Genomic DNA, 17,034 nt, shown 5'->3' on the forward strand with positions numbered 1-17,034 from the left:
CTGGTGATCCAGGCAAGCCCTTCTTTTTGCCTGCCTTTTGCCCCGGATCCTGTTGCTCATGTTTGCTCGCTGGAAACCCGCTGTCGTCAATACCCGCCCTTCGGAATGGAGCCGCGCCGCCATCGGCATGGCCCTGGGCACCCTGTTCAGTGTCTGGCTGTGTGGCCAAGTGTTCGGTACCGCTGTGGCCTTGCACCTGATCGGCCCCCTCGGCGCCTCCGCCGTCTTGCTGTTTGCCGTGTCGTCGGGGGCGCTGGCCCAACCCTGGTCGATTCTCGGCGGCTACCTGTGTGCGTCCGTGGTTGCCTTGCTGGTGGCCCATGTGCTCGGGCGGACCCTGGGCAGCGCCTGCCTGGCGGCGGGCATGGCGCTGATCCTGATGTGTTGGCTGCGTTGCCTGCACCCGCCAGCCGGCGCCCTGGCCCTGACCCTGGTGTTGGCCGACCCGGCGACCATCGCCCTCGACTGGCAAGCCCTGGGCCCGGTCATGCTCGGGGCCACAGGTTTGTTGTGCAGCGCCCTGGCGTACAACAACCTGACGCGGATTCGTTACCCCAGGGGCGCCAGTGAGCCCGTAGTGGCGGTGCCGACCGAACCGCGCACGACGGACAGCCTGGGCATCACCGCCGAAGACCTGAAGGAGGCCCTGGCCGAGATGGAAGCGTTCTTCGATGTCACGCCCCAGGACCTGGAGCAACTGATTCACGCCAGTGAAACCCATGCACGGCGGCGTAGCATCGGCCAGGTGCTGGAGCCACGTCTCTGATTGCCGCGTGATCGCGGGTCACCCATCGCGATAGCCAAGGCCGGCTTCAGAGCAGCGGGTCCCAACGCTGGGACCAATCGTTGTCACTGGCGATCACTTCGCGCAATACGGCGCAGGCCTGTTGCAAGGCTGCCGAATCGCGCTCACGGGCATACAGCAGGTAGGTCGGAAAGCTGAACTCCGGGGCCTTCTCCACCCGCTCCAGCACACCGCTGTCCAGGTAGCTCTGCACCACCCGGGTACGAAAGTAGCCGCTGCCGCCGCTGTCGAGGATGAACTGCAAGGCCAGGGGCCCGAGGTTGAAACTCACCGCCGCCCGGGCCTGATCCGGCAAGGCGGCATCGTGCTGGCGGCGAAAATCCTCGCCCCAATCGATGTACACGTAAGGCTCCGGGTTGTCGGCCAGGCGCACGTGAATCAGCTTTTCTTCCAGCAATTGCTCAACCTGCAGCCCCGGCCAATACACCGGCTGGTAGACCAGTGCCGCATCCAGCACCCCCAGTTCCAGCTGACGTTGCAGGCTGGCGCCGTCGGCGATCTCGGTACGGATGGCGTGGCCGGGCATGACTTGGCGCAGGCAGCGCACCCAATTGAGCATGAGGGGGTTGCACAGGCTGACCTCACCGCCAATGCGCAACACGTTGTGATAGCCCTGCAACAGCGGCAAATCCCGTTGCGCGGCCTCCCAGGTCTGCACCAACTGGTTGGCATAGACGATGAAGGCCTCGCCGTCGGCCGTGAGCCGGGCGCCGGCGCGGTTGCGCACCAGGAGTTTGCAGTTGAGCTGGCCTTCGAGGTTCTGCACCCGGGCGCTGATGGCGGTCTGGGTCAGGTGCAGGCGTTCGGCGGCGGCAATCAGGCTGCCGCTGCGGACGATTTCCAGGAAGGTGCGGGCCAGTTCGATGTCCATACTGCCTCGGGAGCGAAAGTCGAGCGCCATTGTAGCGGCGCCCGCCCCGCTGCGCGCCTAAGCGGCATGCATTTGCCGTGACGGCACCGCCAGGCTTACTGCGCACACCGTACGGTTCTCCCCCGTGGCGCATTCGATCAACGGGCCGCTCGGCGTTGCCGACGAAGGTTGCCCACTTCGGGCGTGCACGCAGGCGTCTTCAGGGAACACAGCCTTGCGGGTGATTAGGGCCTTGATAACGGTAGGCGCTGGCTTGCCAGCGATTGCAATCCTGAGGGCAATGCAAAACTCGGCGGACCTATCGCCGGCAAGCCGGCTCCTACAAACGATTTCATCTTGTAGGAGCAGGGCCTGGGGGCGGGTTATTCCATGGTGGTCTTGACCATCGCCAGTTCCGGATGGCTGACCAGCTTGTCGATGTGCAGGTCAGGGTCGTCGAACCAGACTTCAGTGAGCACGCGGTAATGCTCCATGTCCCGGCAGCGCATGCGCAGGCTGTAGTCGAAGGCGCCGCTGATCAGGCGGCACTCCAGTACTTGCGGGCAGCCACGAACCTTGGCCTCGAAGGCCTTTTGCGCCGCGCGCCCGCTTTGGTTGGACAAGGCCACCAGCACCAGTAACGACAGGCCCGGGGTGAGCTTTTTTTCATCGAGGATCGCGCCATATCCGCGGATCACCCCGAGCTGTTCGAGCTTGCGCACCCGCTCCAGGCAGGGCCTGGGGGTCAGGTGCACGCGCTCGGAGAGTTTCTGGTAGGTGATGCGCCCTTCGTGGCGCAACACCTCGATGATCGCTTGATCGATCCGATCAAGCACAATCGACAGGTCGCGGATGTCCGCCATGGATGCCTTCCTTTACTTCAAACGGCCAGATAAAAATTGCTGCAAACGTTCACTTTGTGGCTGGTCAAGTATGCGTGCGTCGCCCTGTTCCTCGACACGCCCCTGGTGCAAAAACAGCACCTGGCTCGACACCTGGCGGGCAAAACCCATTTCGTGGGTGACCATCAGCATGGTACGCCCCTCCTCCGCCAGTGCCTGGATCACCTTGAGCACTTCGCCCACCAGTTCCGGGTCGAGGGCCGAGGTCGGTTCGTCGAACAGCAGGATCTCCGGTTCCACCGCCAGCGCCCGGGCAATCGCTACCCGCTGTTGCTGGCCGCCGGAAAGGAATGCCGGGTACTGCTCGGCCACCCGCTGCGGCAAGCCGACTTTGTCCAGGTAGGCCCGGGCACTCTCCTCGGCCGCCTTGCGGCTGACACCCAGGACCCGGCACGGCGCGAGGATAATGTTTTCCAGCACCGTCAGATGGCTCCACAGGTTGAAATGCTGGAACACCATGGCCAGGCGCGTGCGCAGGCGCTGCAGTTGCGCCGGGCTGGCGACCCGCATGCCGCCGGGGGCGGAACGGGTGGCGATGCGCTCACCGTCCAGTTCGATCAAGCCCTCATCGGCCCGTTCGAGAAAGTTGATGCAACGCAACATGGTGCTCTTACCCGAACCACTGGCGCCGATCATGCTCACCACGTCGCCGGCCCGCGCCTTCAGCGAGACGCCCTTGAGCACCTCGTTGTCACCAAAGCGCTTGTAGAGATTTTCAACGGTCAATTTGTACATGCAACACTCCTGGCGCTTCACCGGCCACGGCGGCGCTCTGGATAGACATAAGGGAAGTGGAACGCACTCAGTGGGCAGGCCCGAGGAAGCTCAGCCAGCGCCGCTCCGCCAGACGAAAGCCGCCGACCAGGGCGAAGGACAGCCCGAGGTAGAGCAGCCCGGCGATGCCGAACGCCTGGAAGGTCATGAAGGTCGCGGCATTGGCGTCCCGCGCCACCTTGAGGATGTCGGGAATGGTCGCGGTGAAGGCCACGGAGGTGGCGTGCAGCATGAGGATCACTTCATTGCTGTAGAACGGCAGCGCCCGGCGCAAGGCCGACGGCAGGATCAACCGCCAGTACAGGCGCCAGCCACTCAGACCGTAGGCATGGGCGGCTTCGATTTCACCGTAGGGAATACTGCGGATGGCCCCGGCAAAAATCTCCACCGTGTAAGCGCAGGTATTGAGGGTGAAGGCCAGCAAGGTGCAGTTCATCGCATCGCGGAAAAAGGCTTCCAGCAGCGGCTGAGAACGGATCGCCGCCATGCCGTAGAGGCCGCTGTAGCAAATCAGCAACTGGATATACAGCGGCGTGCCACGAAACACGTAGGTGAACAGCTGCACCGGCCAGCGCACCAGGGCCCAGCGCGAGGTGCGCATGATCGCCAGGGGCAACGAGAGGAAGAACCCCAGGACGATGCTCGCCACCAGCAGCCACAAGGTCATGGCCAGCCCGGTCAGGCTTTCGCCGTCGCTGAACAGAAAGGGACGCCAGTATTCCTGAATCAATTCGATCATCGCGACAGTCCTCGCACACCTTGGTTGTAACGCCGTTCAAGCCGTCGCAGCCCGTAGTTCGACGCACTGGTAATCAGCAGGTACAGGGCGCCGGCCAGCAACAGGAAATCCAGCATGTTGAAGGTGCTCTTGCCGGCTTCCTGGGCCACTTTGACCAGGTCCGACAGGCCGATGATCGACACCAGCGCCGTGGCCTTGAGCAGCACCAGCCAGTTGTTGCCCAGGCTCGGCAAGGCAAAGCGCATCATTTGCGGGAAGACCACGAAGCGAAAGCGCTGCCAGCGATTGAGGCCGAAGGCCGCCGCGGCTTCCTGCTGACCCCGGGGCACACTGAGGATGGCGCCACGGAAGGTTTCGGTGAAATAGGCACCGTAGATAAAACCCAAGGTGATGACCCCCGCCACAAAAGGGTCGATTTCCATGAAGGGCCAGCCCATGAACTCGGTGAAGCTGCTCAGCCAGCCTTGCAGGCTGTAAAAAATCAGCAGCATCAGCACCAGGTCCGGCACCCCGCGAATCAGCGTGGTGTAGAAGGTCGCGGGCAGGTTCAGCAGGCGCAACGGCGACAGCTTGGCGGCCGCCCCCAGCAGGCCCAGGAGCATGCTCACCAGCAGTGACAGGGCCGAGAGTTTCAGGGTGACCCAGGTTCCGTGCAGCAACAGCGGGCCATAGCCTTGCAAGACCGAGAGGTCCAGGCCGATAAAATTGAGGAAGGTATTCACGCCAATCACCTTGAATGCGCCGCACACCAAACCCTGGATCGTCGAGCGATCCAGGGGCGGCGTCGGGCATCAGTTGTTGTAGAGGTCCAGATCGCCGAAGTGTTTCTGCTGGATCTGTGCGTAGATGCCCTTCTCGTGCAGGGCCTTGATGGCGGCATTGAGCATGCCTTTGAGCTCGTCCTGGTCCTTGCGGATGCCAATGGCGATTTCCGACGGTACCAGCGGGTCACTGATGCCCTGGCTGTTCTGGAAATCCGCGCCTTGTGGCGAGGTGAGGAAGCTCATCTGCGCTTGCAGCTTGTCCTGGATCGAGGCGTCGAGGCGCCCGTAGACCAGGTCGGCGTAAACCTGATCCTGGTTCTGGTAGGCCCGCAGCTTGACCCCGGCCGGGCCCAGTTTGGCCTTGGCGTAGGTTTCCTGGATGGTGCCTTGCATGTAGCCGATGGTCTTGCCCTTGAGGGACTCACCGGTGGGCTCCAGGCCCGAATCCTTGCGAGTGACGATGGCGGTCGGGCCGGCGTACAGGCGGTCGGTGAAGTCGATCTGTTTTTTGCGCGCGTCGGTGACGGTCATCGAGGATTCGATGGCGTCGAACTTGCCGGCCTTGAGTGCAGGGATCAGGCCGTCGAAGTCATTGCTGACCCACACGCACTTGACCTTGAGCTCGACGCAGATGGCATTGCCCAAGTCCACGCCAAACCCTTGCACGCCACCATCGGCGGTGGTGGATTCAAAAGGCGGGTAGCTGGGGTTGACGCCAAAACGGATTTCCTTCCACTCCTTGGCGACAGCGCCTTGGGAGCACAACGCCAACGCCATTACCGGCAAAGCCAGCCATTTATTATTCATCTTCAGAGTCCCGGATTATTTGGAGTTATAGCGACTGGCCCAAGGGCCCGGCCGCACTTTTGACAGGGGCAGAGAGTTCATGCGGCTTTGGCCGCAACAGGGTTCTTGTTAGGTTCAGAGCACGTTGCATGCGCCTTGCAACGCGGTGCCAGAATGCCAACAGACGCCCCCCCTCAGGTGTCGTAAGCAGCCGCCGAAACAGCCCGGATCGGCTGATAACGGCTCCTCGGCAGCCGATTCTGTCGTCAGGCGTCTGAAACAGGGCCTGGAGCGAGCAAGCGCTACGCTTTACCCGTGCCGACCATGCAAAAATGCACAGCCGACCTGCAGGTTTCGGGGTTGTAAGGGACAAATTTGCACTGTTACGATCCGGCCAGGTTCGCGCGCGAGCTTTTCCATAAAGAACAATAAAAGCAGGGAGTTAGTGATGACTGCTCAGGTTTCATCCCCAGCGACAGCCACCCGCACCGCCGACGACGATGTGCTGGTGGAGGTCCGCAACCACATCGGTCACCTGACCCTCAACCGCCCCGCCGGTCTCAATGCCATTACCCTGCCTATGGTGCGCAGCTTGCAACGCCAGCTCGACGCCTGGGCCCTGGACCCGCACGTGCATGCCGTGGTGCTGCGCGGCGCCGGCGAGAAGGCGTTTTGCGCCGGTGGCGACATTCGCTCGCTGTACGACAGTTTCAAGAACGGCCAGACCCTGCACGAAGACTTCTTCGTCGAGGAATACGCCCTCGACCTGACCCTGCACCATTACCGCAAGCCGGTGCTGGCACTGATGGACGGTTTTGTCCTTGGCGGCGGCATGGGCTTGGTGCAAGGCGCCGACCTGCGGGTGGTCACTGAACGCAGCCGCCTGGCGATGCCGGAAGTGGCCATCGGTTATTTCCCGGATGTGGGCGGCAGTTACTTTCTGCCCCGGGTACCCGGCGAGCTGGGCATTTACCTGGGGGTCAGCGGTGTGCAGATCCGCGCCGCTGACGCCCTGTACTGCGGCCTCGCCGATTGGTACCTGGACAGCGACAAACTGGCCTTGCTGGACCAGCGCCTGGACGGCCTGAAATGGGGCGATGCGCCCCTCAAGGATCTGCAGGGCGTCTTGGCCAAGCTGGGAGTGCAACACCTGCCCGACGCGCCCCTTGCCGAACTGCGCCCGGCCATCGATCACTTCTTCGCGCTGCCCGATGTGCCAAGCATCGTTGAGCAATTGCGTGCCGTGAGCCTGGGCGACAGCCGTGAGTGGGCCATCGGCACCGCCGACCTGCTGCAGACCCGCTCGCCCCTGGCCATGGCCGTGACCCTGGAAATGCTGCGGCGCGGTCGCCAGTTGAGCCTGGAACAATGCTTCGCCCTGGAGCTGCACCTGGACCGCCAATGGTTCGAGCGTGGCGACCTGATGGAGGGCGTGCGCGCCCTGATCATCGACAAAGACAAGACCCCGCGCTGGAATCCGCCCACGTTGCCGGCCCTGGATGCCGGGCACGTGGCGAGTTTCTTCAGCGGCTTCGACCACAGCGGGAGCTGAGCCATGCACGATATCGAGTTGACCGAAGAACAGGTAATGATCCGCGACATGGCCCGGGATTTTGCCCGAGGCGAAATCGCCCCCCACGCCCAAGCCTGGGAAAAAGCCGGCTGGATCGACGATGGCCTGGTGGCAAAGATGGGTGAATTGGGCCTGCTGGGCATGGTGGTGCCCGAGGAATGGGGCGGCACCTACATGGATTACGTCGCCTACGCCCTGGCGGTGGAGGAAATCTCCGCCGGTGACGGTGCCACCGGGGCCTTGATGAGCATCCACAACTCCGTGGGCTGCGGGCCGATTCTCAACTACGGCACCGAGGCGCAAAAGCAGGAATGGCTGCCGCAATTGGCCAGCGGCGCCGCCATCGGCTGCTTCTGCCTGACCGAACCCCAGGCGGGCTCCGAAGCCCACAACCTACGCACCCGCGCCGAGTTGCGGGACGGTCATTGGGTGCTAAACGGCGCCAAACAGTTTGTAAGCAACGGCAAGCGCGCCAAGCTGGCCATCGTATTCGCCGTGACCGACCCGGAGCTGGGCAAGAAAGGCCTGTCGGCGTTCCTGGTGCCCACCGACACGCCCGGGTTTATCGTCGACCGTACTGAACACAAGATGGGCATTCGCGCCTCCGACACCTGCGCCGTGACCCTCAACCAGTGCAGCATTCCCGAGGCCAACCTGTTGGGTGAGCGCGGCAAGGGCCTGGCCATTGCCCTGTCCAACCTGGAAGGCGGGCGCATCGGCATCGCCGCCCAGGCCCTGGGCATCGCCCGCGCGGCCTTTGAAGCGGCCCTGGCCTACTCTCGCGAGCGAGTGCAGTTCGACAAGCCAATCATCGAGCACCAGAGCATTGCCAACCTGCTGGCGGATATGCACACCCGGCTCAACGCCGCGCGCTTGCTGATCCTCCACGCCGCACGCCTGCGCAGCGCTGGCAAGCCGTGCCTGTCGGAAGCCTCCCAGGCCAAGCTGTTCGCCTCGGAAATGGCCGAGAAGGTCTGCTCCTCGGCGATGCAGATCCATGGGGGTTATGGCTACCTGGAAGACTATCCGGTGGAGCGCTACTACCGCGACGCACGGATCACCCAGATCTATGAAGGATCGAGCGAAATTCAGCGCCTGCTGATTGCCCGAGAGTTGAAGCACTACCAGCTGTGATGAAGATCGCTTTATTTGCGTACGGCTACCCGTAGGAACCGGCTTGCCGGCGATGAAGCCTCTGAGCCTGGTGTCGCACTTAGGGACGCCATCGCTGGCAAGCCAGCTCCTACACAGCCCCGTTTGGCAGGGAGCGGCGATTTATGGCTGTAACTTCACCGCAAAGTGCTGACTGCCCACGGGCTTTTTACCCGGGGTTGGCGAGGTCACGCTGATGATCGTCGCTTGGCTCTTGCGACGCAGGGGCATCACCACACTGGTGTCGGCATTCTGGTAGCTGGCCATGGTGGCCAGCGCAATGCCCACGAACGGTGAAGCGGCGCCGGTATCGCCCAGGCGTTGGCTGAGGTCGTAGCTCTGGCCGGAATTGAGCAGGTCCAGGGAGACATGGGCGACGCCGAGAGCGGGAACCAACTCGGCCAGTGGCGTGCTGTTCGGGCCGCCGTCGTAAAACACCCGGGCCGGTGCCGGCGCAACGGCATCCGTGGCTTTTTTCCAACCAGCGGCCAGTTGTGCGGTCACGGCTTCGTGTTTCAGGCGCTCGCCGTTGTCGGGTCGCAGCAGGGAAACCGTGACCGGGCGATGAATCCTGGCCAGTACCGGCAAGGCGTCCCATTGCTCAAAGGCGCGCTCGGTCCAGGGCTGCGGGATGAACTCCGACGGCTGAAACTCGACAGCAGGTTTGCGCCAGCCCCAACCGGTGAATTCGGGATCGATTTTGTTCTTGTTGACCTGGGTGAAGGGGGCGTAATAGCGCAGCCACTCGACACGCTCGGGACGGCCTACGACCAACGCGACCATCGAGTCGGTGAGTTCGCCTGGTTTACGCGGCCCTGGCCCCCCGATCAGAGGAGCCCCTCTGGCGGAGAGTGCGTACGACATGCTGAAGCCTTCTTTGACGTACACCAAAACAGCCGGCAGGTCAGGGTAACGTTCGAACAGCTGGAACAGGTTTTCTATCAACCCTTCCGGGGTGTCGGTGCACAGGATGCCGTCCTGAAGATTACGAATACGATGCCAATGGAGCCCGGCAGTTGGTCGCAGGTGATTGACCATGACAGACAAACTGTTTCGCGTTCTTTCAGGCGCAAAGCGCAGGTTCGGGGCTTGAGGGTCCCACCCTCGAACCACCGTTATCGTGGGAATCGGCCACTTCTCCAGAAAGTCCCTTAACCCCAACTCCAATGCGTCTGCTTGGCGTTTTTCATAGGCCATGTCCTTGTCATCAGCGGTCTGAGGGTATTTCTGCGGGTCCATGGGCAGGATGCTGCCTACCTGCCGGGCTTGTGCCTGCTTGCCACTCTGTTCCTGCAACGCCTGCCAAACCTGCCCCTGCCGAAAGACATCCAGGCTCAGGCCGATACTGAGCACATCCAGGGTTTCCAATCGAGGCGAAGCAGTGGGTGCTCGGTAGCGAGGGTCAACGGTCATGGCGGACGCCTTCCTGGCTGAGGTATAGGCCGTCACGGGCGTGGCGGCACTGGCAAAGCAACGACCCGAATTCAGGGGCGGCTCAGCGGCCTGAACCCAGTGGCTGAGTAGCGGCAAGCAGCCAATAAACAACAGTATGCGGTGCATCAGAACAGTCCACTCCCTTTGACTCGGGTCTTCGACACGACGGCAGTCAGTTGCCGTTACAGATCAGCCATAAAAGGTGCCCAGACTACAGGGCTCCGTGCGGCCATAGGTGCAGCCGAGGCAAAAAAAATCGCAGCTCACGCTGCGATTTTTTGTCTCTGCAGGAACAGGCTGGACGGCGCCCTTGAAATGGCGATCGCTGGCCCGCCAGCGCCTACCGTGGGCATGGGGTTATTGGTCTTTGAAGTGGGCGTCGCGTTTGGCGATAAAAGCGGCCATGCCTTCTTTCTGGTCGTGGGTAGCGAAAGCCGCGTGGAATACCCGGCGCTCGAAGCGCACGCCTTCCGACAGGCTGACTTCAAAGGCGCGGTTCACGCTTTCCTTGATCATCATGCTCACCGGGATCGACTTGCCGGCGATCAGGGTGGCGACCTTCAGGGCTTCGTCCAGCAGTTCATCGGCCGGCACGATGCGTGCGACGATGCCGCAACGTTCCGCTTCCACGGCATCGATAAAACGCCCGGTCAGGCACATTTCCATGGCTTTGGCCTTGCCCACGGCGCGGGTCAGGCGTTGGGTACCGCCCATGCCCGGCAGCACGCCGAGGTTGATTTCCGGCTGGCCGAACTTGGCGTTGTCACCGGCCAGGATGAAGTCGCACATCAGCGCCAGTTCACAGCCGCCACCCAGGGCAAAACCGTTGACCGCAGCAATGATCGGCTTGCGACGGTTGGCCACGCGGTCGCTGTCGCTGAACAGGTCGTCGAGGTAGATCTGCGGGTAGGTCAGCTCGGCCATTTCCTTGATGTCGGCGCCGGCGGCAAAGGCTTTTTTTGAACCGGTGAGGACGATGCAGCCGATTTTCGGGTCGGCTTCCAGGCGGTCCAAGGCCTGGTTCAACTCGCTGACGATCTGCGCGTTGAGGGCGTTCAAGGCCTGAGGGCGATTGAGGGTGATCAGGCCGACTCGGTCCTTGATCTCCAGCACGATGGTTTCGTAACTCATGTAGCAGCTCCTTCTCAAAGATTGCGCGAAATGACCAGCCGTTGAATGTCGCTGGTGCCTTCGTAGATCTGGCAAACCCGCACGTCGCGATAGATGCGCTCCACGGGAAAGTCGCTCAGGTAACCGTAACCACCCAGGGTTTGCAATGCTGCGGAACAGACTTTCTCGGCCATTTCCGAAGCGAACAGCTTGGCCATGGACGCTTCCACCAGTGCCGGCTTGCCGCTGTCACGCAGCGCCGCCGCATAGTGCACCATCTGCCGGGCCACGGCGATCTGGGTGGCCATGTCGGCCAGACGGAACGCCACGGCCTGGTGTTCGATGATCGGTTTGCCGAAGCTTTGCCGCTCCCGGGCGTAATCCCGGGCCGCCTCGAACGCCGCACGGGCCATGCCCACCGACTGCGAGGCGATGCCGACGCGGCCGCCTTCAAGGTTGGCCAGGGCGATCTTGTAGCCTTCACCCTCCTCGCCCAGGCGATTGGCGACCGGCACCCGCAGGTCTTGAAAAAGGATCTGGCAGGTGTCGGACGCATGCTGGCCGAGCTTGTCCTCGACCCGGGCCACGCTGTAGCCCGGTGAGTCGGTGGGCACGATAAAGGCACTGATGCCGCGCTTGCCGGCACTCGGGTCGGTCACCGCAAAGACAATCACCACCCCGGCGTTCTGCCCGGAGGTGATGAACTGCTTGCAGCCATTGAGCACGTAGTGATCGCCGTCCCGACGGGCCCGAGTGTTCAGGCTGCTGGCGTCGGAGCCGGCCTGGGGTTCGGTGAGGGCAAAGGCGCCGAGCATGGCACCGCTGGCCAGGGGCGTGAGAAAGCGCTCTTTCTGCGCGTCGTTGCCGAACGTGAGGATCGGCACACAGCCCACCGAGTTGTGCACGCTCATGATGGTGGAGCAGGCCCCGTCACCCGCCGCCACTTCTTCCAGAGCCATGGCGTAAGCCAGGTAACCGGTGTCGCAACCGCCCCACTGCTCCGGCACCAACATGCCGAAGAAGCCCATTTCGGCCATCTCGGCGATGGCCTCCTTGGGAAACCGGTGTTCCCGGTCCCACTCGGCGGCAAAGGGCTTCAACCGCTCCTGGGCAAACTGCCGGGCGGCGTCGCTGATCTGCAATTGTTCGTCATTGGGCAGCATGGCAACTCCTCAGTACAGGCATTCAACGGCCATGGCAGTGGCTTCGCCGCCACCGATGCAGATGGCAGCGATGCCACGTTTTTCGCCGCGCTGGCGCAGGGCCGAGAGCAAGGTCACCAGAATTCGTGCGCCGGACGCGCCAATGGGGTGGCCCAGGGCACAGGCACCGCCGTGGACGTTGACCTTGGCGTGGGGGATTTCCAGCTTGCTCATGCTCACCAGGCTGACCACGGCGAAGGCTTCGTTGATTTCAAACAGGTCCACGTCGTCCAGGGACCAACCGGTTTTACTCAACAATTTTTGCACGGCGCCCACCGGAGCCACCGGGAACAGCCCCGGGGTATCGGCGAACGCCGCGTGACCGTGGATCACCGCCAAGGGCTTGAGACCGCGCTTTTGCGCTTCACTGCGGCGCATCAGCACCAGGGCGGCGGCGCCATCGGAAATGGAACTGGAGTTGGCCGCCGTCACCGTGCCGCCTTCGCGGAACGCCGGCTTGAGGCTGGCGATCTTGTCCAGCTTGGCCTTGGGCGGCTGCTCATCGTCGCTGATCAGCCGGGATTCCTTGCCGACCGTCACCTGCAGCGGGACGATCTCGTCCTTGAACAGACCGTCCTTGATCGCCTGTTGGGCGCGGGTCAGGGAGGCCACGGCAAAGGCATCCTGGGCGTCCCGGGTAAAGCCATGGGCTTCGGCACAATCCTCGGCAAAGGTGCCCATCAGGCGGCCCTTGTCGTAGGCGTCTTCCAGGCCGTCGAGGAACATGTGGTCCAGGACCCGGCCATGGCCCATGCGGTAGCCGCTGCGGGCGCGGTCCAGCAGGTACGGGGCGTTGGACATGCTTTCCATGCCACCGGCCACCACCACCTCGGCGCTGCCGGCCAGAAGCATGTCATGGGCCAGGATGGTGGCTTCCATCCCCGAGCCGCACATTTTGTTCAGGGTGGTGCAGCGGGTGCCTTTATCCAGCCCGGCGCCCAGGGCCGCCTGACGGGCCGGGGCCTGGCCGAGACCGGCGGACAGCACGCAGCCAAACAGCACTTCTTGCACTCCGTCGGCGCTGATCCCGGCACGCTGCACGGCGGCGCGAATGGCTTCGGCCCCCAATTGCGGGGCGCTTAGGCTTTTCAGGTCCCCCTGGAAACCGCCCATGGGGGTGCGGACGGCGCTGACGATAACAATCGGATCGTGGGCAATGGACATGATGAATCCTCCTTACTTGGCGGCCATGCGCAAGGCACCGTCGAGACGGATCACCTCGCCGTTGAGCATGCTGTTTTCGATGATATGCCGCACCAGCGACGCGTACTCGGCAGGTTTGCCCAGGCGCGGCGGGAACGGCACGCCAGCGGCCAGACCGGCGCGAACGTCATCGGTCATGCCGGCCATCATCGGGGTTTCGAAAATGCCCGGGGCGATGGTCATCACCCGGATGCCGAAGCGCGCCAGTTCCCGGGCAGCGGGCAAGGTCAGGCTGGCGATGGCACCTTTGGAGGCCGCATAGGCCGCCTGACCGATCTGCCCGTCGAAGGCGGCAGCCGAGGCGGTATTGATGATCACCCCGCGCTCGCCACCGGCATCGGCCTGGCCCTCGGCAATGGCCGCGGCGGCCAGGCGCAGCAGGTTGAAGCTGCCGATCAGGTTGACGTTGATCACCTGGCTGAAGCTGGCCAGGCCGTGAGGGCCCTGCTTGCCGAGGATTTTCTCGCCGCGCACGATGCCCGCGCAGTTGACCAGCCCGTGCAGGCCGCCAAAAGCCGTGAGCGTCGCCTGCACCGCCGCTTCGGCCGCTGCTTCCTGGCTGATATCAGCCACCACACTCTGGCAACCCAACTGTTGCGCCTTGGCCGCCACGGCCTCGGCATTGAGGTCCACCAGCATCACCTTGGCGCCGGCCGCCACGAGCATTTCAGCGCTGGCGGCGCCCAGGCCCGACGCACCGCCACTGACGATAAATACCTTGTTTTCGATCTGCATCACGGATTCCTTGGATTCAAGCTGAAGCCTTGTGTGCCGCGGCCTCTTGAGCCTTGGCGATTTCCTGGTTGCGCAAGATAAAGCGCTGCAATTTGCCGCTAGGGGTTTTCGGCAATTCACTGACAAATTCGATTTCACGGGGGTACGAGTGCGCCGCCAAGCGCTTGCGCACGTGCTGGCGCAGCTCTTCGGCCAGTTCCGGCGAGGCACGGTACTGAGCGCTGAGCACGACAAAGGCTTTCACCAGTTCGGTACGCTCCGGGTCGGGCTTGCCGATCACGGCCGTCTCGATCACCGCGGGGTGTTCGATCAGCGCACTTTCGACGTCGAACGGCCCCACGCGGTAGCCGGAGGTGGTGATGACATCATCGCTGCGACCGACAAAGCTGATGCTGCCGTCGGGGTTCAATTCCACGGTGTCGCCGCTGAGGTAGTAGTCGCCGACGAAGGCTTTGGTCGGCGCCCCTTCATAGCCATTGAACCAGCACATCGGCGATTGCTTGCGGTCGATGGCAAGGATCCCCGGCTGCCCGGCCGGCAGTTCCTGGTACTGCTCATCCAGCACCACGATGCGATGGCCAGGCGAGGCAAAGCCGGCGCTGCCCACGTGCACCGGATGCTCCAGGCCGTGGTGGTTGCACAGCACCATGCCCAGTTCGGTCTGGCCGTAATGGTCGTGGATGACCACGCCGAGGTTGTCGGCGAACCAGCGGATCACTTCCGGGTTCAGCGGCTCGCCGGCGCTGCTGACAATGCGCAGCTTGCCCTTGATCGAGCGGGCGAACTCATCGCCACCGGCGATCAGCAAACGGTAAGCGGTGGGCGAACCGGTGAGGTTGCTGATCCCGTACTTGTTGATCACCCGGCAGGTGCTTTCCAGGGTGAAAGGGCCATCGTAGAAGGTGATCGGGTGGCCCAGGCCCAGGGGCCCGGTGACGCCGAAGTAGATACCGTAGGCCCAGCCCGGGTCGGCGACGTTCCAGAACGCGTCTTCGGGGCGCAGGTCCACGGCGTCACGGGTGTAACTCTGGAAGGCCACCACGGCCTTGAGGGGCACTGCCAGGGCTTTCGAAGGGCCGGTGGTGCCCGAGGTGAACATCAACAGGAACGGGTCTTCGCCGCTGAGCAGCACCGGTTCACAGTCGTTGGAATGGTTGGCCAGTTCGGCCCAGAAGCTGAAGTCGCCACGGACGATGCCCTGGCCCTTGGCGCCACCGACGGTGACGATGACCGGGCAGTCGGCCACTTCATTGAGTTTCGGGCGGTTGACTGCATCGCTGACCACCAGCTTGGCCCCGGAGCTGCCCAGGCGGTGCTCGATGGCCTTGGGGCCGAAAGCGGTAAACAGCGGCTGGTAGACCGCGCCGATGCGCCAGGTGGCGAGCACGGTGATCAACAGTTCAACGTTGCGTGGCAACAGGCCGGCAACCTTGTCGCCCTTTTGCACCCCTTGGGCCAGCAGGAAGTTGGCAAAGCGCGCGGCTTTATCCTGCAGTTCACTGAAGGTGTAAGTGGCGCTGCTGCCGTCGCGGCCTTCCCAGAACAGCGCGATGCGCCCTGGCAAGGCATGACGGTCACAGCATTCGACACAGGCATTGAGCGCCGACAGGTTGCCACTCAGGGCGGCGTCGACGGTGTGTTGAAAATCGAACTGGGTGGTAGCAGACAGATAGTCGCGCATCGCCAGAATCCCTCACTGTTCTTATTAGGATGGGAACCTCATGAAACCGGGGAAATACTGGCGCTAGACGCCTGGCGCGGCAATGGTCAAAGTTTTCAAGTTGCGTGACCGGTTTGGCCATGGTCACGCCGTGGCTCGCGCTGCCTGCATATGGCCGCCGGCTGGCCGGCGATGAGCATCGGCCTTACTCGGGGTCGTTGAGGATCAGGCTGCGGTAATGCCCGGGGTTGGAGCCTGACCACTTGCGAAAGGCCTTGTAGAACGAGCTGGTATCGGCAAACCCCAGGCGCGTGGCGATCTCGGCAAAACTGATGTGCGGTTCCGCCAGCCAGACAATCGCCAGCTCCTTGCGCACGCTGTCCTTGAGGCCCTGGTAGCTCTGGCCCTCCTCCGCCAGGCGCCGGCGCAGGGTCGAGGCCGACATGCACAGGCGCTGGGCCAGGCTCTCGGATTCCGGCCAGTGCTCGGCCGGCAATTGGCGCAGGTCGTGTTTGATGCGGCTGGCCAGGCTCTCCGGGTCGCGGTATTTGACCAGGATATTGGCCGGTGCCTGGGCCAGGAAACGCTTGAGCTCTTCCGGGCTGCGCTTGACCGGCATGTCCAGGCAATCGGCGGCGATGATCATTCGAGTGCGCGGCCGGTCAAAGCGTAGGTTCTCGGAAAACATCACCCGGTAATCGTCGCAGAAGTCCGGCTGGGGCCCGCGCAGCTCGATGGCCAGGATCGGAATGCGCCGCCCCGCCAGCCAGCAGGCCACGCCGTGGACGATCATCCAGTAGGTGAAGTAGGTAAACGCCCGGCAGGGCTCGGGGTGTTCTTCCAGCAAGACAATTTCCGCCAGGCTCTGCTGGCGCACCAGCTGTGCCGGCAGGCGCTCGAACATCAGCGAGAGAAACCCCAACCCCGACTCCAGGGCCGACGCCACGTCCGGTTGGGCCATGGACGAACGACACAGAAACGCCAGGCTGCCGGACTTCAGGCGGCGCGGGTCCATGCCGAAAAACTCGTCGTCCAGGCGCCGAGCCAGCAGCCGCCAGAGCCGCGCATAGGCCGTGGCCGGCACCCGCACGTCGCCCTGCTGCAGCCAGGCCGGGTCGATCCCGACCTTGTGCAGCACTTCATCGCTGGCCGCGCCCGGGGCACAGCTTTGCAGCAGTGCTTCGCGGACCAGGTGCATGGAGATGGTGTCTTTTTCCGACATCGAGGTTCAGTACGTCCTGCGCATCAGTGGTCTGGTGGGCCATCTTAGGCAGTGCCGGGGAAAAATCCAGTGGGCTTTTTCCCCTGTCCTATTGGCTCAAGGAATCGGACCTAAACCAATACG

15 protein-coding genes and 1 pseudogene are annotated in these 17,034 nt (G+C 63.2%); 3 read left to right on the forward strand and 13 right to left on the reverse strand.

What is annotated here, in order from left to right:
• Positions 1-58: 58 nt before the first annotated feature.
• Positions 59-766 carry an HPP family protein gene (locus tag M1B34_RS02275; RefSeq protein WP_123332965.1) on the forward strand — a complete coding sequence of 236 codons (708 nt, stop codon included), beginning with the start codon at positions 59-61 and terminating at the stop codon, positions 764-766.
• 46 nt (positions 767-812) lie between these two features.
• Here the strand turns inward: M1B34_RS02275 and M1B34_RS02280 are convergent, their stop codons facing one another.
• The 6 genes from M1B34_RS02280 to M1B34_RS02305 all read right to left on the reverse strand — a co-directional run bounded on the left by M1B34_RS02280 (position 813) and on the right by M1B34_RS02305 (position 5,641).
• The gene (locus tag M1B34_RS02280; RefSeq protein ID WP_268261504.1) at positions 813-1,676 is read right to left on the reverse strand and encodes a LysR family transcriptional regulator; all 864 of its coding nucleotides are present in this window, start codon (positions 1,674-1,676) and stop codon (positions 813-815) included.
• A gap of 362 nt (positions 1,677-2,038) precedes the next feature.
• Positions 2,039-2,518, reverse strand: coding sequence for an Lrp/AsnC family transcriptional regulator (locus M1B34_RS02285; RefSeq protein ID WP_123332960.1), 480 nt, complete (start codon positions 2,516-2,518; stop codon positions 2,039-2,041).
• Between the two features lie 12 nt (positions 2,519-2,530).
• Positions 2,531-3,292: an ABC transporter ATP-binding protein gene (locus tag M1B34_RS02290; RefSeq protein ID WP_268261503.1), complete on the reverse strand. Its 762-nt coding sequence runs from the start codon at positions 3,290-3,292 to the stop codon at positions 2,531-2,533.
• 67 nt (positions 3,293-3,359) lie between these two features.
• Complete coding sequence (locus M1B34_RS02295; protein WP_268261502.1) at positions 3,360-4,070, reverse strand: ABC transporter permease; 711 nt, start codon at positions 4,068-4,070, stop codon at positions 3,360-3,362.
• Positions 4,067-4,792 (reverse strand): ABC transporter permease, encoded by a 726-nt coding sequence (locus M1B34_RS02300; protein WP_268264348.1) that lies wholly within the window; start codon positions 4,790-4,792, stop codon positions 4,067-4,069. The genes M1B34_RS02295 and M1B34_RS02300 overlap by 4 nt, the downstream gene beginning before the upstream one ends.
• 69 nt (positions 4,793-4,861) lie before the next feature.
• Positions 4,862-5,641, reverse strand: coding sequence for a transporter substrate-binding domain-containing protein (locus M1B34_RS02305; protein ID WP_268261500.1), 780 nt, complete (start codon positions 5,639-5,641; stop codon positions 4,862-4,864).
• 427 nt (positions 5,642-6,068) lie between these two features.
• On the opposite strand from M1B34_RS02305, the gene M1B34_RS02310 reads away from it, so the two are divergent.
• Both M1B34_RS02310 and M1B34_RS02315 read left to right on the forward strand, forming a co-directional pair.
• Positions 6,069-7,172, forward strand: coding sequence for an enoyl-CoA hydratase/isomerase family protein (locus M1B34_RS02310; RefSeq protein ID WP_268264349.1), 1,104 nt, complete (start codon positions 6,069-6,071; stop codon positions 7,170-7,172).
• Between the two features lie 3 nt (positions 7,173-7,175).
• A complete protein-coding gene (locus M1B34_RS02315; RefSeq protein ID WP_123332950.1) occupies positions 7,176-8,327 on the forward strand; it encodes an acyl-CoA dehydrogenase family protein in 1,152 nt (383 codons plus the stop codon).
• A gap of 144 nt (positions 8,328-8,471) precedes the next feature.
• Here M1B34_RS02315 and M1B34_RS02320 read toward each other — a convergent pair.
• The 7 genes and pseudogenes from M1B34_RS02320 to M1B34_RS02350 form a co-directional block, all read right to left on the reverse strand.
• Positions 8,472-9,905: pseudogene (locus M1B34_RS02320) on the reverse strand (type VI lipase adapter Tla3 domain-containing protein); the annotation flags it as partial.
• Between the two features lie 231 nt (positions 9,906-10,136).
• On the reverse strand, positions 10,137-10,910 hold the full coding sequence (locus M1B34_RS02325; protein WP_123332946.1) for an enoyl-CoA hydratase: 774 nt from the start codon (positions 10,908-10,910) through the stop codon (positions 10,137-10,139).
• A 14-nt stretch (positions 10,911-10,924) separates the two neighbouring features.
• On the reverse strand, positions 10,925-12,052 hold the full coding sequence (locus M1B34_RS02330; RefSeq protein ID WP_268264350.1) for an acyl-CoA dehydrogenase: 1,128 nt from the start codon (positions 12,050-12,052) through the stop codon (positions 10,925-10,927).
• A 9-nt stretch (positions 12,053-12,061) separates the two neighbouring features.
• Entirely contained in the window at positions 12,062-13,255 is a 1,194-nt protein-coding gene (locus M1B34_RS02335; protein WP_268264351.1) for an acetyl-CoA C-acyltransferase, read from the reverse strand.
• A 12-nt stretch (positions 13,256-13,267) separates the two neighbouring features.
• Positions 13,268-14,029, reverse strand: a complete 762-nt coding sequence (locus M1B34_RS02340) for an SDR family NAD(P)-dependent oxidoreductase (RefSeq protein WP_123332940.1) — start codon at positions 14,027-14,029, stop codon at positions 13,268-13,270.
• Between the two features lie 16 nt (positions 14,030-14,045).
• Complete coding sequence (locus M1B34_RS02345) at positions 14,046-15,710, reverse strand: AMP-binding protein (protein WP_268264352.1); 1,665 nt, start codon at positions 15,708-15,710, stop codon at positions 14,046-14,048.
• 184 nt (positions 15,711-15,894) lie between these two features.
• Positions 15,895-16,911 carry an AraC family transcriptional regulator gene (locus M1B34_RS02350; protein ID WP_268264353.1) on the reverse strand — a complete coding sequence of 339 codons (1,017 nt, stop codon included), beginning with the start codon at positions 16,909-16,911 and terminating at the stop codon, positions 15,895-15,897.
• Positions 16,912-17,034 lie beyond the last annotated feature (123 nt).

It is taken from the genome of Pseudomonas morbosilactucae (assembly GCF_023241715.1).
Classification (GTDB): domain Bacteria; phylum Pseudomonadota; class Gammaproteobacteria; order Pseudomonadales; family Pseudomonadaceae; genus Aquipseudomonas; species Aquipseudomonas morbosilactucae.